The 17074-nt window shown below is 63.4% G+C and carries 21 protein-coding genes; 9 read left to right on the top strand and 12 right to left on the bottom strand.

Annotated elements, in window-relative coordinates:
• Positions 1-12 precede the first annotated feature (12 nt).
• From hisF to hisB, 5 genes are all read right to left on the bottom strand, one after another.
• Positions 13-786, bottom strand: coding sequence for an imidazole glycerol phosphate synthase subunit HisF (hisF, locus tag GGD66_RS26390; RefSeq protein WP_018323523.1), 774 nt, complete (start codon positions 784-786; stop codon positions 13-15).
• Positions 787-789: 3 nt separating this feature from the next.
• Positions 790-1527 carry a 1-(5-phosphoribosyl)-5-[(5-phosphoribosylamino)methylideneamino]imidazole-4-carboxamide isomerase gene (gene hisA / locus GGD66_RS26385; RefSeq protein ID WP_183259451.1) on the bottom strand — a complete coding sequence of 246 codons (738 nt, stop codon included), beginning with the start codon at positions 1525-1527 and terminating at the stop codon, positions 790-792.
• A gap of 166 nt (positions 1528-1693) precedes the next feature.
• Positions 1694-2344, bottom strand: a complete 651-nt coding sequence (hisH, locus tag GGD66_RS26380; protein WP_183259450.1) for an imidazole glycerol phosphate synthase subunit HisH — start codon at positions 2342-2344, stop codon at positions 1694-1696.
• Positions 2341-2871, bottom strand: a complete 531-nt coding sequence (locus GGD66_RS26375) for a DUF2628 domain-containing protein (protein ID WP_018323526.1) — start codon at positions 2869-2871, stop codon at positions 2341-2343. Before GGD66_RS26375 ends, hisH begins: the two co-directional genes overlap by 4 nt.
• 65 nt (positions 2872-2936) lie before the next feature.
• The gene (hisB, locus tag GGD66_RS26370; RefSeq protein ID WP_183259449.1) at positions 2937-3530 is read right to left on the bottom strand and encodes an imidazoleglycerol-phosphate dehydratase HisB; all 594 of its coding nucleotides are present in this window, start codon (positions 3528-3530) and stop codon (positions 2937-2939) included.
• Positions 3531-3721: 191 nt separating this feature from the next.
• Between hisB and hslV the strand changes: the two genes are divergently transcribed.
• The 5 genes from hslV (at position 3722) to GGD66_RS26345 (ending at position 8073) form a co-directional block, all read left to right on the top strand.
• Complete coding sequence (gene hslV / locus GGD66_RS26365) at positions 3722-4282, top strand: ATP-dependent protease subunit HslV (protein WP_018323528.1); 561 nt, start codon at positions 3722-3724, stop codon at positions 4280-4282.
• 3 nt (positions 4283-4285) lie between these two features.
• Complete coding sequence (locus tag GGD66_RS26360; protein WP_183259448.1) at positions 4286-4768, top strand: GNAT family N-acetyltransferase; 483 nt, start codon at positions 4286-4288, stop codon at positions 4766-4768.
• Positions 4765-5382 (top strand): DUF2585 domain-containing protein, encoded by a 618-nt coding sequence (locus GGD66_RS26355; protein WP_092251329.1) that lies wholly within the window; start codon positions 4765-4767, stop codon positions 5380-5382. Before GGD66_RS26360 ends, GGD66_RS26355 begins: the two co-directional genes overlap by 4 nt.
• A 49-nt stretch (positions 5383-5431) precedes the next feature.
• Positions 5432-6736 (top strand): ATP-dependent protease ATPase subunit HslU, encoded by a 1305-nt coding sequence (gene hslU, locus GGD66_RS26350; RefSeq protein ID WP_092251328.1) that lies wholly within the window; start codon positions 5432-5434, stop codon positions 6734-6736.
• A gap of 212 nt (positions 6737-6948) precedes the next feature.
• Positions 6949-8073 carry a hypothetical protein gene (locus tag GGD66_RS26345; protein WP_183259447.1) on the top strand — a complete coding sequence of 375 codons (1125 nt, stop codon included), beginning with the start codon at positions 6949-6951 and terminating at the stop codon, positions 8071-8073.
• On the opposite strand, the gene GGD66_RS26340 is transcribed toward GGD66_RS26345, so the two are convergent.
• The 3 genes from GGD66_RS26340 to GGD66_RS26330 are packed head-to-tail and all read right to left on the bottom strand — an operon-like array spanning position 8070 to position 10880.
• Positions 8070-8660, bottom strand: a complete 591-nt coding sequence (locus GGD66_RS26340; RefSeq protein ID WP_092251326.1) for a Smr/MutS family protein — start codon at positions 8658-8660, stop codon at positions 8070-8072. The two genes, GGD66_RS26345 and GGD66_RS26340, sit on opposite strands and share 4 nt — an antisense overlap.
• Positions 8657-10195 (bottom strand): murein transglycosylase A, encoded by a 1539-nt coding sequence (locus GGD66_RS26335; protein WP_177236835.1) that lies wholly within the window; start codon positions 10193-10195, stop codon positions 8657-8659. The genes GGD66_RS26340 and GGD66_RS26335 overlap by 4 nt, the downstream gene beginning before the upstream one ends.
• A complete protein-coding gene (locus GGD66_RS26330) occupies positions 10173-10880 on the bottom strand; it encodes a Tim44/TimA family putative adaptor protein (protein ID WP_092251324.1) in 708 nt (235 codons plus the stop codon). The genes GGD66_RS26335 and GGD66_RS26330 overlap by 23 nt, the downstream gene beginning before the upstream one ends.
• 411 nt (positions 10881-11291) lie before the next feature.
• Here GGD66_RS26330 and secB point away from each other — a divergent pair, with 411 nt between their 5' ends.
• Positions 11292-11774 carry a protein-export chaperone SecB gene (gene secB, locus GGD66_RS26325; protein WP_018323536.1) on the top strand — a complete coding sequence of 161 codons (483 nt, stop codon included), beginning with the start codon at positions 11292-11294 and terminating at the stop codon, positions 11772-11774.
• Here the strand turns inward: secB and dnaQ are convergent.
• From dnaQ to GGD66_RS26305, 4 genes are read right to left on the bottom strand one after another with little or no spacing between them, the layout of a single operon-like run.
• A complete protein-coding gene (gene dnaQ / locus GGD66_RS26320; RefSeq protein ID WP_179732480.1) occupies positions 11771-12484 on the bottom strand; it encodes a DNA polymerase III subunit epsilon in 714 nt (237 codons plus the stop codon). The two genes, secB and dnaQ, sit on opposite strands and share 4 nt — an antisense overlap.
• A 55-nt stretch (positions 12485-12539) precedes the next feature.
• Positions 12540-13139, bottom strand: coding sequence for a dephospho-CoA kinase (gene coaE / locus GGD66_RS26315; RefSeq protein ID WP_183259446.1), 600 nt, complete (start codon positions 13137-13139; stop codon positions 12540-12542).
• A gap of 23 nt (positions 13140-13162) precedes the next feature.
• A complete protein-coding gene (locus tag GGD66_RS26310) occupies positions 13163-13771 on the bottom strand; it encodes a nucleoside triphosphate pyrophosphatase (RefSeq protein WP_018323539.1) in 609 nt (202 codons plus the stop codon).
• An 8-nt stretch (positions 13772-13779) separates the two neighbouring features.
• The gene (locus tag GGD66_RS26305; RefSeq protein WP_018323540.1) at positions 13780-14619 is read right to left on the bottom strand and encodes a pyruvate, water dikinase regulatory protein; all 840 of its coding nucleotides are present in this window, start codon (positions 14617-14619) and stop codon (positions 13780-13782) included.
• On the opposite strand from GGD66_RS26305, the gene GGD66_RS26300 reads away from it, so the two are divergent.
• The 3 genes from GGD66_RS26300 (at position 14593) to rho (ending at position 17026) form a co-directional block, all read left to right on the top strand.
• Positions 14593-14901: a hypothetical protein gene (locus GGD66_RS26300; protein WP_245323710.1), complete on the top strand. Its 309-nt coding sequence runs from the start codon at positions 14593-14595 to the stop codon at positions 14899-14901. The two genes, GGD66_RS26305 and GGD66_RS26300, sit on opposite strands and share 27 nt — an antisense overlap.
• 177 nt (positions 14902-15078) lie before the next feature.
• Positions 15079-15513 carry a protoporphyrinogen oxidase HemJ gene (gene hemJ, locus GGD66_RS26295; RefSeq protein ID WP_183259445.1) on the top strand — a complete coding sequence of 145 codons (435 nt, stop codon included), beginning with the start codon at positions 15079-15081 and terminating at the stop codon, positions 15511-15513.
• 247 nt (positions 15514-15760) lie between these two features.
• Positions 15761-17026, top strand: a complete 1266-nt coding sequence (rho, locus tag GGD66_RS26290) for a transcription termination factor Rho (protein WP_008133567.1) — start codon at positions 15761-15763, stop codon at positions 17024-17026.
• Positions 17027-17074: the final 48 nt, after the last annotated feature.

Raw genomic sequence — 17074 nt, 5'->3', positions numbered from 1 at the left:
GAACGGGAGTCGTCATGCATCGAGGCGCATGGCCAGTCCGCGCCGGGCCATGTGCTCCTTGGCTTCGCGGATGGTGAATTCCCCGAAATGGAAGATCGAGGCGGCCAGCACGGCCGTGGCGTGGCCGTCGCGGATACCGTCAACGAGATGGTCGAGATTGCCGACGCCGCCCGAGGCGATCACGGGGACGGCAACGCTGTCGGCGATCGCCCGGGTCAGCGGGATGTCGAATCCCTGCCTCGTGCCGTCGCGGTCCATCGACGTCAGCAGAATTTCACCGGCACCGAGCGAGACCACTTCCTGGGCATATTCGATCGCGTCGATGCCGGTCGAGTTGCGCCCGCCATGGGTGAAGATCTCCCAGCGGTCGCCGCCGGGGCGCTTGACGCGCTTGGCATCGATCGCAACTACCACGCATTGCTCGCCGAATTTTTCGGCCGCTTCCTTGACGAACTCGCGCCGGGATACAGCGGCGCTGTTGATCGAGACCTTGTCCGCACCGGCGCGCAGCAGCGTCTTGATGTCGTTGACCTCACGCACGCCGCCGCCGACGGTCACGGGCATGAAGCAGGCCTCCGCCGTGCGCCGTACCACGTCCAGCATGATGCCGCGGTTCTCATGGGTCGCGGTGATGTCGAGGAAAGTGAGCTCGTCAGCGCCGGCGGCGTCATAGGCGATGGCGGCTTCGACGGGGTCGCCGGCATCTCTGAGATCGACGAAGTTGACGCCCTTGACGACGCGGCCGTCCTTGACGTCGAGGCAGGGGATCACGCGCACCTTGAACATGTGTCAGCTCCTGCGCGCGTCGCGGATCAAGGTGAGGGCCGCAGCTGGATCGAGCCGGCCGTCATAGAGCGCCCGGCCGGCAATCGCGCCAGCGAGCTTCCTGGCGCGCGGCGTCAGCATGGCTTTCACATCTTCGATCGAGGCGAGGCCGCCGGAGGCGATCACGGGAATCGAGATGGCGTCGGCCAGCGCAATGGTCGCATCGAGGTTCAGGCCCTTGAGCAGGCCGTCACGCGCGATGTCGGTGAAGATGATGGCGGCAACGCCGGCATCCTCGAAGCGCTTTGCGATCTCCAGCACGGTCACTTGCGAGGTTTCGGCCCAGCCTTCGACCGCGACCTTGCCGTCGCGGGCGTCGAGCCCGACCGCAACACGGCCGGGAAATTTCTTCGCGGCAGCCTTTACCAGCTCCGGATCGCGCACCGCGGCGGTGCCGATAATGACGCGGGTGATGCCCTTGTCGAGCCAGGCTTCGACGGTGGCGAGATCGCGAATGCCGCCGCCAAGCTGCACCGGAATCTTGATCGTCTTCAGCATCGCCTCGACGGCCTCGGCATTCACCGGCTTGCCGGCGAAGGCACCGTCGAGGTCGACGACGTGGAGATACTCAAAGCCCTGCTCGGCAAAGCTCTGCGCCTGCGCCGCAGGATTGAGGTTGAACACCATCGCACGCGCCATGTCGCCTTGCTCGAGGCGCACGCATTGGCCGTTCTTGAGATCGATCGCGGGAAAGAGAATCATGATTGAGCCAGAATTTTTCCGCGCACACAGTGCGCTCCCTCCCCCCTTGTGGGGGAGGGTTGGGGAGAGGGGTAAGCCACGGGCACCGCCGTTGCCGCTACCCCCCTCCCGAATGCTGCGCATTCGACCTCCCCCACAAGGGGGGAGGTAACAAGAGCGGTAGGCATCACGGTTTCCATCGCAAAAAATTCGAGATCAGAGCGAGGCCAAAGCGCTGGCTCTTCTCGGGGTGGAATTGGGTGCCGATGGCGGTGTCCTTGCCGACGATCGCGGTGACAGGCCCGCCATAATCGACGCGCGCGAGCACGTCCGCTTCGTTGGCGGCGTTGAGGTGGTAGGAGTGCACGAAATAAGCGTGCTGGCCCTTCGGACCGAGCGGCAGCTTGTTCAGCACCGGATGCTCCTGCAGCACGTCGAGCGTGTTCCAGCCCATGTGCGGGATCTTCAGGCTTTCGTCGCGCGGCGTGATCTTCTCGACATCGCCGCCGATCCAGTTCAGGCCATCGGTCGTGACATGCTCCTTGCCACGGGTCGCCATCAGCTGCATGCCGACGCAGATGCCGAAAAAGGGCCGCGCCTTGACGCGCACCGCCTCCGTGATCGCCTCGACCATGCCGTTGACGGCGTCGAGCCCGCGCCGGCAATCGGCAAAGGCGCCGACGCCCGGCAGCACCAGACGGTCGGCCTCATAGGCCTGATCGGGATCACTGGTAACGAAGACCTTCTGCGGATTTTCGAGGCTGCGCGCGGCGCGCTCGAACGCCTTGGCGGCGGAATGCAGATTGCCGGAACCGTAATCGATGATGGCGACGCTCATCTTGACCCTCCCGGTTCTGGAAACAACCCGATGATGCCGCCGGCCGGAAGCGGCGGCGGATTCGAGAATTGCTGACCCGGCACGCTGCGGGTCGGCGGCGGGCCACCGCGATCGACCGCCCATTGATCGTTGACGATGCCGTGCTGCTTCTGGCTCCAGCGCTCGAAGAAGCGGCGCTCGGCGGTGTCCTCGTCATCGCCAACCACCACGTCGAGCTGTCGCCATTTGCCGCGCGACAGCGTCCAGCGGCGCAGGCTCGAGGCCTCGAAGCCCATCAGCAGCGCGACGATGAGATCGGCGAAGAAGATCGAGCCGCGTCCGACGCCGAGGCTCGACAGTCCCGCATTGAACGCCGCCACGAAAACCACCCAGCCGATCAGCGCCAGCCACAGCCGATTCCACAGCAGCCAGAACGGACCGAGGATCATCGCCCAGAAATGGAATCCGTCGCGCACGAACACGAACTTGTCGGTCGCGCGCAGATCGGCTCCGGCAGGGGAGGGAGCATGAACTGTGTAGACAGGCATGGTAATGCCCCGTTCTTAAGGATTCAGTGATGCCGCAAGCGGCGCGTGCCGCTAGCCGAAAGAGGTCAGCCGCCGAGCGAGCCCTTGGTGGACGGGATTTCTCCCGCCGCTTTCGGATCGATCGCGACCGCGGTGCGCAGCGCCCGCGCCAGGCCCTTGAAGCAGGACTCGGCGATATGGTGGCTGTTATCGCCATATAGGGTCTCGACGTGGAGAGTCACGCCGGCGTTCATGGCGAAGGCCTGGAACCACTCGCGCACCAGCTCGGTGTCGAACTCGCCGATCTTGTCGCGGGGGAAGTCGGCCTTGAACACCAGGAACGGGCGGCCCGAGATGTCGATGACCACGCGCGACAGCGTCTCGTCCATCGGCATGTGCACGCCGGCATAGCGGGTGATGCCCGCCATGTTGCCGAGCGCCTGCTTGACCGCCTGGCCGAGCGCGATGCCGGTGTCTTCGGTGGTATGGTGGTAATCAATGTGCAAATCGCCCACCGCCTTGACCGTGAGGTCGATACGGGAATGGCGGGCGAGGAGATTGAGCATATGGTCGAAAAAGCCAATGCCGGTCGTGATGTTGGCCACGCCGGTGCCATCGAGGTTCACGGAGACCTCGATGTCGGTTTCCTTGGTCTTGCGCTTGATCGTCGCGGTGCGCATTGAAACTAGCTCTCATCCTGGCTCGGGGCCGAAAACGCCGGTCTTTTAACAGCCAAATGACGCCTTCGCTACCGCGGGATCGCCTTGGCAGGCCGGCACTTCCACCTATGGTGAGCGAAATTCGGCCCGGAACGGCCCGTTGTGCCCCCGCCCCCGACCGCCTAAATCAGGCCGAACAACGAGGATCATTCATGCAGGATTCCCAGAACAGCTCGCCAGGCTGGCACGGCACCACGATCTTGACCGTCCGCAAGGGCGGCAAGGTGGTGGTCGGCGGCGACGGCCAGGTCTCGATCGGCCAGACCGTGATCAAGTCCAACGCCAAGAAGGTCCGAAAACTGGGCAAGGGCGACGTGATCGGCGGCTTTGCCGGGGCCACCGCCGACGCCTTTACCCTGTTTGAGCGGCTGGAAGCCAAGCTCGAGCAATATCCGGGGCAGCTGACCCGGGCCGCGGTCGAGCTGGCCAAGGACTGGCGTACCGACCGTTATTTGCGGCGGCTGGAGGCCATGATGATCGTGGCCGACAAGGACGTCTCCCTGGTGCTGACAGGCACCGGCGACGTGCTCGAACCCGAGGCCGGCGTGATGGCGATCGGCTCCGGTGGCAATTACGCGCTGGCGGCGGCACGGGCCCTGCTCGACACCGACAAGGACGCCGAGACCATCGTCCGCCGCTCCCTCGACATCGCCGCCGACATCTGCGTCTACACCAACCGGAATCTCACCATCGAGAGCCTGGCAGCGGGATAAGCCATGGCGCCCGCCTACACCTTCCGCCCGATGACCGCGGCCAATCTGCCGATGATCCGGCGCTGGCTGGACGCGCCGCACGTTGCCGAATGGTGGCATGATCCGGAGACGCTCGAGTTCGTCGGCGGCGACCTCGAGCATCCCGACTTGGCGCAGTTCATCGTCAGCGTTGACGGCCGGTCTTTCGCCTATCTGCAGTGCTACCAGATGAGCGATTGGCATGTTAGCTTCGGCCCGCAGCCCGTAGGGACCCGCGGCCTCGATCAGTTCATCGGCGAGGCCGACATGCTCGGATGCGGCCACGGCTCCGCTTTCATCCGCGCTTTCATCGACCAGCTCTTTGCCCGCGGCGTGCCGCGCATCGTGATCGATCCCAGCCCCGCCAATCCGCGCGCAATTCGTGCCTATGAGAAGGCTGGATTCGTGCCGCAGCACGAGATCGTTACGCCCGATGGTCCCGCCCTCCTGATGATCCGACAGCCATGACGCTTGCCGCAACCACCACCGTCAAGACGGCGTTTCCGCCGCTCGCCTGGGCCGGCATCGCGCTGCTGCTGCTGGCGCTGCAGGCCGCGATCCTGTTCGCGATGGGGCGGGTGCCGATCTGCACCTGCGGCTATGTCAAGCTGTGGCACGGCGTGGTGAACAGCTCGGAGAATTCCCAGCATATCGCCGACTGGTACAGCTTCTCGCATGTCCTCCACGGCTTCCTGTTCTACGGCCTGACCTGGCTGCTGTTTGCGCGATTGCCCCTGCTGTCTCTGTCCTGGCCGGCCCGCCTGATCATCGCCATGCTGATCGAAGGCGCCTGGGAGATCGTCGAGAACTCGCCCTTCATCATCGAGCGCTACCGCGCCGGCACGATTTCGCTGGATTATTACGGCGACAGCATCGTCAATTCGGTCTCCGACAATCTGGCCATGATCCTGGGGTTCCTCGCTGCACGCGCGCTGCCTGTCAGTGCGACGGTTCTGCTCGGGCTCGCCTTCGAGATCATGCTGGCGCTGCACATTCGCGACAATCTGACGCTCAATATCCTGATGCTGATCCATCCGATCGAAGCCGTGAAGCAATGGCAATCGGGTCCGCCCATCATCTGAGCTAAAAAGCGACTTGTCCTTAACCGCCTCCCGCCCTAGCTAGACAGACATGACAGACTTCTCTCCCCGCGAAATCGTTTCCGAACTCGACCGCTTCATCGTCGGCCAGGCCGACGCCAAGCGCGCCGTCTCGATCGCGCTGCGCAACCGTTGGCGCCGGCAGCAGCTCGAAGGCTCCTTGCGCGAAGAGGTGCTGCCGAAGAACATTCTGATGATCGGCCCCACCGGCGTCGGCAAGACGGAAATCGCGCGGCGGCTCGCCAAGCTGGCGAATGCGCCGTTCCTGAAGGTGGAAGCGACCAAATTCACCGAGGTCGGCTATGTCGGCCGCGACGTCGAGCAGATCGTGCGCGATCTCGTCGAGGTCGCGATCGCCCAGGTCCGCGAGAAGAAGCGCAAGGACGTGCACGCCCGCGCGCAGCTCGCCGCCGAGGAGCGTGTGCTCGACGCGCTGGTCGGCGCCAATGCCTCTTCCGCGACGCGTGAATCCTTCCGCAAGAAGCTGCGTGCCGGCGAGCTCAACGACAAGGAAATCGAGATCGAGACGCAAGGCGGCGGCAGCGGCATGCCGATGTTCGAGATTCCGGGCATGCCGGGCGCGCAGATGGGCGCGATCTCGATCGGCGACATCTTCGGCAAGCTGGGCGGGCGCAGCAAGACTCGGCGGCTGACGGTCGAGGGCTCGCACGAGATCCTCGTCAACGAGGAATCCGACAAGCTGCTGGACACCGATCAGCTGACGCTGGAGGCGATCAACGCGGTCGAGAACAACGGCATCGTGTTCCTCGACGAGATCGACAAGATCTGCGCGCGCGAAGGCCGTGCCGCCGGCGACGTCTCGCGCGAGGGCGTGCAGCGCGATCTGTTGCCCTTGATCGAGGGCACCACGGTCTCGACCAAGCACGGCGCGGTCAAGACCGACCACATCCTGTTCATCGCCTCCGGCGCCTTCCACGTCGCAAAGCCGTCGGACCTGCTGCCGGAATTGCAGGGCCGCCTGCCGATCCGCGTCGAATTGCAGGCGCTGACCCGCGACGACATGCGCCGCATCCTGACCGAGCCCGAGGCCTCGCTGATCAAGCAATATGTCGCCTTGATGCAGACCGAGGGCGTGACGCTCGACATCACCGACGGCGCCATCGACGCGCTCGCTGACGTCGCGGTCGCCGTCAACTCCACCGTCGAGAACATCGGCGCGCGCCGGCTGCAGACCGTGATGGAGCGGGTGCTGGACGAGATCTCCTTCACCGCGCCCGACCGCAGCGGCGAGACCGTCAAGGTGGATGCGGATTTCGTGCAGAAGCACGTGGGTGATCTCGCCAAGAACGCGGATTTGAGCCGGTTTATTTTGTAATTTGGATTCAGTCCGCTATCTATTCCGCTGTCGTCCCCGCCTAGTGCGCTATTGCGCACGGGCGCGGGGACCCATAACCACCAGCGGTCCTTGTTAGAAAAGATGGCGGCTCCAGCCTTGGCTCAAACAGCGTCCTGTGGTTATGGGTCCCGGGTCGCGCTTCGCTTGCCCGGGACGACAGCGGTGGTCGATCGCGCCAGCTCAGGTGCGGCGTGATCGCTCAAATTCAGAAAAATCCCTGGCGCCTTCTGCTCGTGGTCAACGCCGCCATCCTCGTCGGCGTGTTCGTTCACAAGATCCAGCTGCCGCCTTACGTCCCCTACATCCATCTCGTGGTCGACTACCATTTCGGCTTCATCAAGCGCGCGCTGATCGGGGCCATCGTCGCGCTGTTCACGGACAAGGTGCCGGTCTGGTCGGTGTTCGCGATCGGCGGGGTGACGTGGCTGGTGACGCTGGCCCTCTACGCAAGGCTGTTTCAGAAGAGCTTTGGCTTCACCGCAAAGACGTTGCCGCTGTTCGTCTTCGTCGCGGGCTCGCCGTTCTTCCTGAAAAATTTCATGCACACGCTCGGCCATTTCGACATCTATGGTTGTGCGCTGGCGATCGTCCTGCTGCTGATGCCGGCGGGATCGCTGCTGTTCGTGGCGACGGCTGCGCTGTTCGCGATCGTTCTCGTGCTGATCCACCACATTCACCTGCTGATGTATGTGCCGACGATCGTCACCATCGTCGTGATCAGGCACTATCTCGCTTGCGGGCTCAATCGCGGCAACGTCGCCTTCGGCATCGTCGCCCTGCTCATCGTCGCGGTGCTGTTCTTTGCGGCGCAATTTTTGGGAACGATGCCAATTCCCGAAGCGGATTTCGTCGCGTATCTGAAAACGCGGATGGCCGACCCGTCGCGAACCGACCTGCTGCAATTCGCTTACATCTGGTACCAGCCGCTGGCGAAGGAGGTCTCGGATACCTGGGGGCGCCTGCCGCACAACATCCTCGGCGTGCCCGTGTTCGCGCTGCTGATCTGGCTGCACACGCCGCTGTGGCGCTATTTTGCCAGGCTGATCGCCGCGCTCGCAAGCGAGACGCACCGCCGCCTCGTGCTCGCGGCGCTGACCGGCGTCAGCCTCGCCTATCTCGTGATGTTCGCGATGGTGTTCGACTATTCGCGCTGGATCTCGAACTGGGCGGTCTGCATGTTCCTGATCCTGCATGCGGTGAAGATGCTGCCGGCCGCGCGTGAGACGGCGCTGATCGCAGCGGAGGATCGGAAGACCAACGTCTTCGGCCTGATCCTCACGCTGATCCCGCGCGTCGGAATCATCCGGCCGTTTTAGAATCTCGCCCGCCTGATCCGCACATACAGCGCGCCCTCGCCGCCATGGCCGATATGCGCCGTCTCGAAGCCGACGACGAAGGCGCGGAATTCCGGCAGGCTCAGCCATTCCGGCACCAGGCGGCGCAGCACGCCGCTTTCGCCGCCGCTGCGGCCCTTGCCGGTGATGACGAGCACGAAGGTCATGCCGTCGTGATGAGCGCGGTGCAGGAAGCCGGTCAGGGCGCGATGCGCGCGGGTCTGGGTCATGCCGTGCAGATCGAGCCGCGCCTCGATCTCGCTGCGGCCGCGCGACAGTTTTGTACGCTCGCGCTTGCCGAGCGGCGCCAGAGGCGGGACGGCCGGTTTTGCGGCGCGCGGCGCCGGTGCAGCAGCGACCGGCCGTGGCGATGACGCAGGCCGCGTGACCGGGGCTGCGGGCAAAGGCTCTGTGCGCGGAGCGGCATGCGCCTTCGCCGCGCGGTGCTTCCGCAGCGGCTTGACCTGCTTGGCAACGACCTCCCACAGCGCGCGCTCCTCCTCGCTCAGCGCGCGGCGGCGCGGCGAGGGGCGAGGCTCCAGCACGGGCGGACGGGACGATCGCTTCATTGCTGCCGATGGGGACGTTTCTTCGCCGGCCGCTGCGGTTCGGAAGCGGGCTCGATCACGGGACGCGGCGTGGGCAGCGGGACTGGACCCGCGATAGCGACCGTGTCGGTCTTGGCTTCCACAGGACCGGCGGCAGCAGCGGGCTTGGCCGTCACCTTCCCAGGATCGGTCTGCGGAAACAGCTTTGCGATCTTCTCCGAGGGCCGCGGATCGGGCACCGGCAGCCGCACAGCCCGCGCCGAGGGATCGAGGCCCTTCGGCACCAGCATCACGAAATGCATGGGATGGCGCAGCCGGCCGGAGACGCGGCCGGCCTCTTGGCCCGCGCCGAAAAACAGATCGGCGCGCGCGGGTCCGATGATGGCCGAGCCGGTGTCCTGCGCGATCATCAGCCGATGGAACGGTGTCTTGGAGCGCTCGGAATCGATCGGCAGCTCGCCCTCGATGAAGAACGGCGTGCCGTAGACATGCAGCGCCTTGTCGACCGCGATCGAGCGTCCCGCCGTTAGCGGAATGCCTTGTGCGCCCACCGCCTCGTCCTTGTCGGAGAGATTGATCTCGCGGAAGAAGATGTAGGCGCGGTTCGCGCGCCGCAGCTCCTTGGCGCCATCAGGGTTTTGCGTCATCCACTCCCTGATCTTCTGCATCGACATCTCTTCCTTCGGAATGATGCCGCGCTCGATCAGGATGCGCCCGACGGCGGTGTAGGGATAACCGTTATAAGCGTCGTAATTGAGCCGAACCGAGCTGCCGTCGTCGAACTTGATCCGCGCCGAACCCTGGATCTGCGCGAACAGCAGATCGGTCGGATCCTTCAGCCAGGCGATCTCGAGCCCGCGGCCCGCGATCTTGCCGTCCTCGATCTCGCCGCGGTCGTAATAGGGCACCAGCTTGCGGCGGCCGATCTTGCGATAGACCGGGCCCTTGTTGGGCAGGCTCACCGAATCCTGCTTGTAGCCGCGCACGAACAGATTCGACGGACGGCGGTAGACCGGAACATTGTAGACGTCGGTCTGGGTGCGCGATCCCTCCAACACCGGCTCGTAATAGCCGGTGACGAAACCGTCGGGCTCGCCGAGTCGCGAGATCCGCAGCGGCGCGAAGTTCTCCTCGAAGAAGGTCTTTGCCTTGGCGTCGTCGCTGAGATCGAGCGCTTTTGCCGACCGGCAAGGTTCGTTCAGCGAGCCTGCCAGCGCCTTCGGTTCAGTCGCGCCGGTTTGTGCATTGATCGTCTTGCAGCTGGCGCGGAACGTCTTGTACGCCGCGAGATGATTGTCATCGCTCCAGCCTTTCACGTCCGCCCAGGCCAGCGGCAGATATTGCGCGCCCGGAATTTCGAACGGCAGCGGGAGCTGCGGATAGGGCAAGGCCCGCGGCGGAGCGGCAGGCAACGCTGGAGCATGATGGTGATGGCTGCGATAGTGGCGCCGCGCCGCCTCGGCGCCGAGCGAAAACGACGACAGCACGACGACACCTGCGCAAAGCGCCGTCGCGCCGGTCTTCAGATAGACCTTAATTCGCGCTTCCGGTGCCAACCAGCTTCCAGTTCGGATCGCGAGAGGTGACGTCGCGGGCGAAAGTCCAGATATCGGTGATGTCGGCGACCGTGTCGGCGCTGCCGTCGACGATGTTGCCGGCCTTGTCTCGGGTGGCCGAGATCATCTGCGAGACGAAGCGGATCGTGAGCTGGGCGGTACGGTCGCGCAGCTCGGCGCCGACGAGCTCGGCCTTGTCGATCGAGACGAAGCGGGTCTCGGTCTTCTGCTCGTTCTTCTCGCGTTCCTTGATCGCGGCCTCGAAGCTGTCATAGACGTCCGACGACAACAGGTCGCGCAGCGCGCGGCGGTCGCCATTGGCAAAGGCCAGCACGATCATCTCGTAGGCGCCGCGGGCGCCCGAGATGAAATGCCGCGGGTCGAAGGTGGAATCCTTTTCGACGATGGCATCGAGGCCCTGCGCCAGCGCGGTGCCCGGCTCGGTCAGGCCCTTCCAGCGATCGGAGGGTGGGGTCGGCTCGGCCGTCGGCGCCAGCGGGGCCTGGTCGATCACCTTGCCCGGCATGGTCACGACGTTGTTGTCCTGGGTACCCCCGAGCGCATTGCGGGCGGCAGTCCGATCGAACGGCGGCCGCTCGTTGCCGGTCCGCTGCCCGAGCACGCTGCGCAGCCGCAGAAAGATGAAGACCGCCAGCGCCAGGAAGATGATGGTGTAGATGTCCACGTCGGATTCGCTTTCTGGTCTTTGCTCTGGGTCTTTGCTTTGGGGTCGTCGCCGGGAAAATCAATCCGGCCAGTAGACCGTTCCATACGGGAACGGCAAGTCTACATCACCATTTTAGGTCCGCGTCAGGTCCGTGGGATGTAGGCACGAAATCTTGCCCGGCCAATGGCGCCTTTTGGCACAGCACCGAGTGTAGCGCGTTTTATGCTTAAGGGGAAACCCGATCCTGCCCGGAAATCGCGCATCTTCAATCATTTAAGGCGCAGATTTGCGGAAAAGGCAGGATGAACGCGGCAGTTGCGGCGCGGCCGGAATCCCGCCTCCGGGACCGTTCGTCCTTGTGGAACGAGGCGGCCCTATGTTAGCCAACCGCCGCGAAATTCAGCCCAAATCGGGTAAGGAGAGACTCTCATGACCAACGGTAACGGCACCCCTCCCGAGGCGGCCCAGGCTCCCCAGCTCAACGTGCTGGCGCAATATACCAAGGACCTTTCGTTCGAAAATCCGAACGCGCCCAGCTCGCTCCAGCAGCAGAGCCAGCCCCCCCAGATCAACATCCAGATCAATGTCAGCGCCAACAATCTCAGCGAACAGGAGTTCGAGGTGACGTTGTCGGTCGAAGGCAAGGCCGAGACCGCGGGCAAGATCATGTTCTCGTTCGAGCTCGCCTATGCCGGCGTGTTCCGCATCGCCAACGTGCCGAAGGAGAATCTGCATCCGCTGGTCATGATCGAGTGCCCGCGCCTGCTGTTCCCGTTCGCCCGCGAGATCATCGCGACCGCGGTGCGCGACGGCGGGTTCCCGCCCCTGATGCTGGATCCGGTCGACTTCGTCGGTCTCTATCGCCAGAACATGGAGCGGCAAATGGCCGCTCAGCCGAGCGGCCAGGCCTAACCAGCCGGAGGAGCTGGAGCGGGCAAAAACTCGTTCCAGATCGCCTTGTCGCCGAGCGTTGCAATGAAGGCCTTGTGGGCCTCGCGCTCGGCATCGGAAACCCGCGGCGCGAGCGGCACCAGACGTTGCCGCCGCGGCGCATCGCCAGCCGCATTGACGCGAATCTCCTGAGCGTCCGACGCCAGGAGCAGCTGCGACTGCCGCGCCCCGACCAGATCGACATAGACCTCGGCCAGCAGCTCGGCGTCCAGCAGCGCGCCGTGCTTGGTGCGGTGTGAATTGTCGATCGCATAGCGCGAGCAGAGATCGTCGAGCCGGTTGGACACGCCGGGATGCTTGCGCCGCGCCAGCAGCAACGTATCGACCAGCCGCTCGCGCGGGATCGCCGCGCGCTTGATCTTGTCGAGCTCGGCATTGATGAAGCCGATGTCGAACGAGGCGTTGTGAATCACCAGCGGCGCATCGCCGATGAACTCCAGAAATGCATCGGCGACCTCGTGGAACAACGGCTTGGTCGACAGAAATTCGGCCGACAGCCCATGCACCGCAAAGGCTTCCGCCGGCATGTCCCGTTCAGGATTGATATAGACGTGGTACGTCTGCCCGGTCGGCATGCGATTGAGGATCTCGACGCAGCCGATTTCGACCAAACGATCGCCGCGAAGCGGATCGAGGCCGGTGGTTTCGGTATCGAGAACGATTTCGCGCATGTCTTGAGATCAGTGGCGTGAGAGCAGCGTCTTGAGAGCCGTGTGCGGCGGCGAATCAGGCCCGCCGCTGCGGCATCTTAACGACCTCGGCCAGGATGTGGGCGATTTGCGCGCGCACCGGGTCAAGTCCATGTGACGTATCCACCACGAAATCGGCCCGCTTGCGCTTCTCCGCGTCCGGCGTCTGCTTGGCGATGATCGCGTCGAGCTTGGCCTCGTCCATCGTGCCGCGGGCCAGCACTCGCTCGCGCTGGAGTTCCGGCGAGGTCGAGACCACGACCACGGCGTCGACCCGCTTCTCGCCGCCGGTCTCGAACAGCAGCGGGATGTCCAGCACCACGACCGGCGCCTTGGCGGCTTCCGCCACGGCGAAGAACTTTTGCCGGGACGCACCGAGCATCGGATGGACGATCTGCTCGAGCTGCTTGATTGCGGCCGGATCGTGCACGACGCGCGCCGACAGTTTTGGCCGGTCCACCTTGCCGTTCGCGGTGGTGCCGGGAAAGGCTGCCTCGATGGCGGGCGCCGCTTCGCCCTCATAGAGCTGATGCACGGCGGCATCGGCATCGTAGACGGGCACACCGGCCTCCGCGAACAGTTTCGCAGTGGTGGATTTTCCCATCCCGATCGAGCCGGTCAGTCCCAGGATCCGCATCAGCGCTCAGCCCTGTCTGTCATTCACACCGCAACTAGCCGCTCGCCTCGCAGGAACGCAAGCAGCGGCAGCAGCGGCAGACCGAGAATGGTGAAATGATCGCCTTCGATCCGCTCGAACAGATGGATGCCCAGGCTTTCAAGCTGATAGGCCCCGACGCTGGTGGTGACGGCGTCACCGGCAGCGTCCAGATAGGCTGAAAGCTCGTCCTCGGTCATCTCGCGCATGGTCATGCGGGCGACCGCGACGTCTTCGAAAACAATCTGGCCGTCATGTGCCACGGCCACGGCGGAATTCAGCTCATGGCTGTTGCCGGCGAGATCGCGCAATTGCGCCAATGCCTGCGGACGGCCTGCAGGCTTGTTGAAAAGACGGTTGCCAAGGGCCAGTGTCTGATCGGCCCCGATCACGTAACTTCCGGGATGATTGGCCGAGATCGCCTTGGCCTTTTCGCGCGCCAGCAGCAGAGCAATCTCGCGCGGATTTGAAAGCGCTGAAGCGGCTTGAATACCGCGCTCGTCGATATCGGCGGTAACAGCCTTGAACTCCAGCCCGGCATTGGCCAGCAGCATTTTTCGCGCGCTGCTCTGCGAGGCCAGGATCAACGGAGATTTGCCGAGCCACAGACCCATGGCGAAAGCTATCCGGAAGGCCGGTTGCGCTGGCGATCGCTGTAGAGCTTCATGATCGCCGCCGCGGTTTCCTCAATCGAGCGTCGCGTGACGTCCAGCAGCGGCCAATCATGCTTGGCACTGAGCTTGCGCGCAAACGCAACTTCCTCGGTGACCGACTGCCTGTCGGTATAGGTGTCGTTGCCGGAATCGGTCCCCATCGAGAGCAGGCGATTCTGACGGATCTGGATCAGGCGTTCCGGCGTCGCGTGCAGGCTGACGACCAGCGGCCGCGTCAGCGTCTCCAGTTGCGAAGGCACCGGAATGCCGGGAACTAGTGGCACGTTGGCGGTGCGGATGCCGCGATTGGCCAGATAAATCGACGTCGGCGTCTTGGAAGTGCGGGACACGCCGACCAGCACGACGTCGGCATCGTCGAGGCCTTCGACATGCTGACCATCGTCATGGATCATGGTGTAGTTCAGCGCATCGATGCGCTTGAAATATTCCGCGTTGAGGACGTGCTGGGCGCCGACGCGGCCGGTGGTCGCAGCCCCGAGATAAGCTTCGAACAGCTGCATCACCGGACCGATGATCGACAGGCTCGGAACATTGATCTCCTTGCACTTGTCCTCGAGCCTGGAGACCAGATCCTTCTCCAGCAGCGTGAACAGTACGATCCCCGGCGCTTCCTCGATTTCGTCGAGCACGCGGTCGAGCTGCTTCTGGCTGCGCACCAGCGGATAGACGTGCTCGACCGGGGTGACGTTGGCGTATTGCGCGGCGACGGCCCGCGCCACGGTGATCAGCGTCTCGCCGGTGGAGTCGGACACGAGGTGCAGATGGAAATAATTGTTCGAGGTTGGCACGAAAACTCTTTGGATGAAGGCGGGGTGATTTGTGGATTTCTGTGGAGCTTAACCCCTCGGAAAGGGTTGCGCGACACCAGGGGCGGGACAAGTGCCAATTTTCTTCACACCGCTGCCCGGCAGGACAAGTCCGGCGCCCTCGCTGCAGGGAAACGGGATTGCGCGGACAACCCCCTTGATAAGCTGCCGACAGAAAGGCGCAAGCCTTTGAAGCTGGCCGACTTATCGCAAGTCGCCAGAGCGATCAGGGATATGTTGATGGATGTGAACAAGCGCGCGTGAACACGCGGACGGAATTGTGTGAGTCCAATTCACGGTCACATAGACTCAAACCTTAAGAATCTAAGATTCTAGATTTGAGGAAGGCGCTACGGACGGATATGTGTGCAGGCAAGACCTTAACGAGTTCTTACTATCCCCAGCGTTCCCTCGGCTGGGTCGGAAATCCGGAAGCAGAAAATGTTTGAAGACGTCTATCTCTGGATCAAGGCGCTGCATGTGATTGCCGTCATCGCCTGGATGGCGGGCATGCTCTATCTGCCGCGGCTGTTCGTCTATCACAGCGAGGCCGAAATCGGCTCGAAGCAGTCCGAGACGTTCAAGATCATGGAACGCCGGCTGCTCAAGGCCATCATCAACCCGGCCATGACCGTCACCTGGCTCGCCGGCCTTTACCTTGCTTGGTCCGGCCATTGGTTCTCATTCGGCTGGTTGCACGTAAAACTGGCACTGGTCCTGGCGATGTCGGCGGTCCACGGCTTTTTTTCCCGCTGGCTGAAGGATTTCGCTGCCGACCGGCGCCCCCGGACCAAGAAATTCTATAGAATTATCAACGAGGTGCCGACCGTTCTGATGATTTTCATCGTCATCATGGTGATCGTGAAGCCGTTCTAGGCAAGACGCGCGACGATTAGCTCAGCGCTTCGGCTTGCGGAGCGGGGAGCGATTTTCTATATTATCGATATCCCACCCAACGCAGGCGGATGTGGTTGTGTCTGAGCTTTCCAGAGGCCGGACACCGCATCAGGTTTGAAGCCTCATCGGCACTTAACCTTGCCAGACCTGCGGACCTTATCTTCTCACGTCCGCATTTCAGAGCCTCCTCGCACCCCTCCCAAGGTTACCCCACAGGACCACCCCAATGCGGGAAATTAAACTCGAAGACCTCAAGTCCAAAACGCCGGCCGAGCTCGTCTCGTTCGCGGAGGAAAATGGGGTCGAGAATGCCAGCACCATGCGCAAGCAGGAGCTGCTGTTCGCCATCCTCAAGCAGCTCGCGCTCGCCGAGACCGATATTGTCGGCCAGGGCGTCGTCGAGGTTCTCTCCGACGGCTTCGGCTTCCTCCGCTCGCCCGATGCGAATTATCTGCCGGGCCCGGACGACATCTACGTTTCGCCGTCGCAGATCCGCCGTTTCGGCCTGCGCACCGGCGATACCATCGAAGGCCACATCCGCAGCCCGAAAGAGGGCGAGCGCTATTTCGCGCTGCTGAAGGTCAATACGCTCAATTTCGAGGACCCGGAAAAGGCCAAGCACAAGGTCAATTTCGACAACCTCACGCCGCTGTTTCCGAATCAGCGTTTCCGCATGGAGATCGACGATCCGACGCGGAAAGACTTGTCTGCACGCGTGATCGACATCGTCGCGCCGATCGGCAAGGGCCAGCGCGCCTTGATCGTCGCGCCGCCGCGCACGGGTAAAACCGTGCTGATGCAGAACATCGCGCACTCGATCACGCACAATCACCCCGAATGCTATCTGATCGTGCTGTTGATCGACGAGCGTCCGGAAGAAGTCACGGACATGCAGCGCTCGGTGAAGGGCGAGGTCGTGTCATCGACCTTCGACGAACCAGCGGTGCGTCACGTCCAGGTCGCCGAGATGGTGATCGAAAAAGCAAAACGTCTGGTCGAGCATGGCCGCGACGTCGTGATCCTGCTCGATTCGATCACGCGGCTCGGTCGCGCCTACAACACCGTGGTGCCGTCATCCGGCAAGGTGCTGACCGGCGGTGTCGACGCCAACGCGCTGCAGCGCCCGAAGCGCTTCTTCGGTGCCGCCCGCAACATCGAGGAGGGCGGCTCGCTGACCATCATCGCGACCGCGCTGGTCGATACCGGCAGCCGTATGGACGAAGTCATCTTTGAAGAGTTCAAGGGCACCGGTAACTCGGAGCTGATCCTGGACCGCAAGGTCTCGGACAAGCGCACCTTCCCGGCGATCGACATCTCGCGCTCCGGCACCCGCAAAGAAGAGCTCATCACCGATCCGCAGGTGCTCAAGAAGATGTACGTGCTCCGCCGCATCCTCAACCCGATGGGCACGATGGACGCGATCGACTTCCTGCTCGACAAGCTGCGCTCGACCAAGAGCAATTCGGAGTTCTTCGACTCCATGAACACCTGATTGCAGTGCAGTATGAAATTTGAGGGCGCCTTCGGGCGCCCTTTTCGT

Source organism: Bradyrhizobium sp. CIR48 (assembly GCF_014198315.1).
Lineage (GTDB): Bacteria > Pseudomonadota > Alphaproteobacteria > Rhizobiales > Xanthobacteraceae > Bradyrhizobium.
The sequence above is the reverse complement of the archived record's forward strand: the minus strand, read 5'-3'. Positions and strand labels throughout refer to the sequence as shown.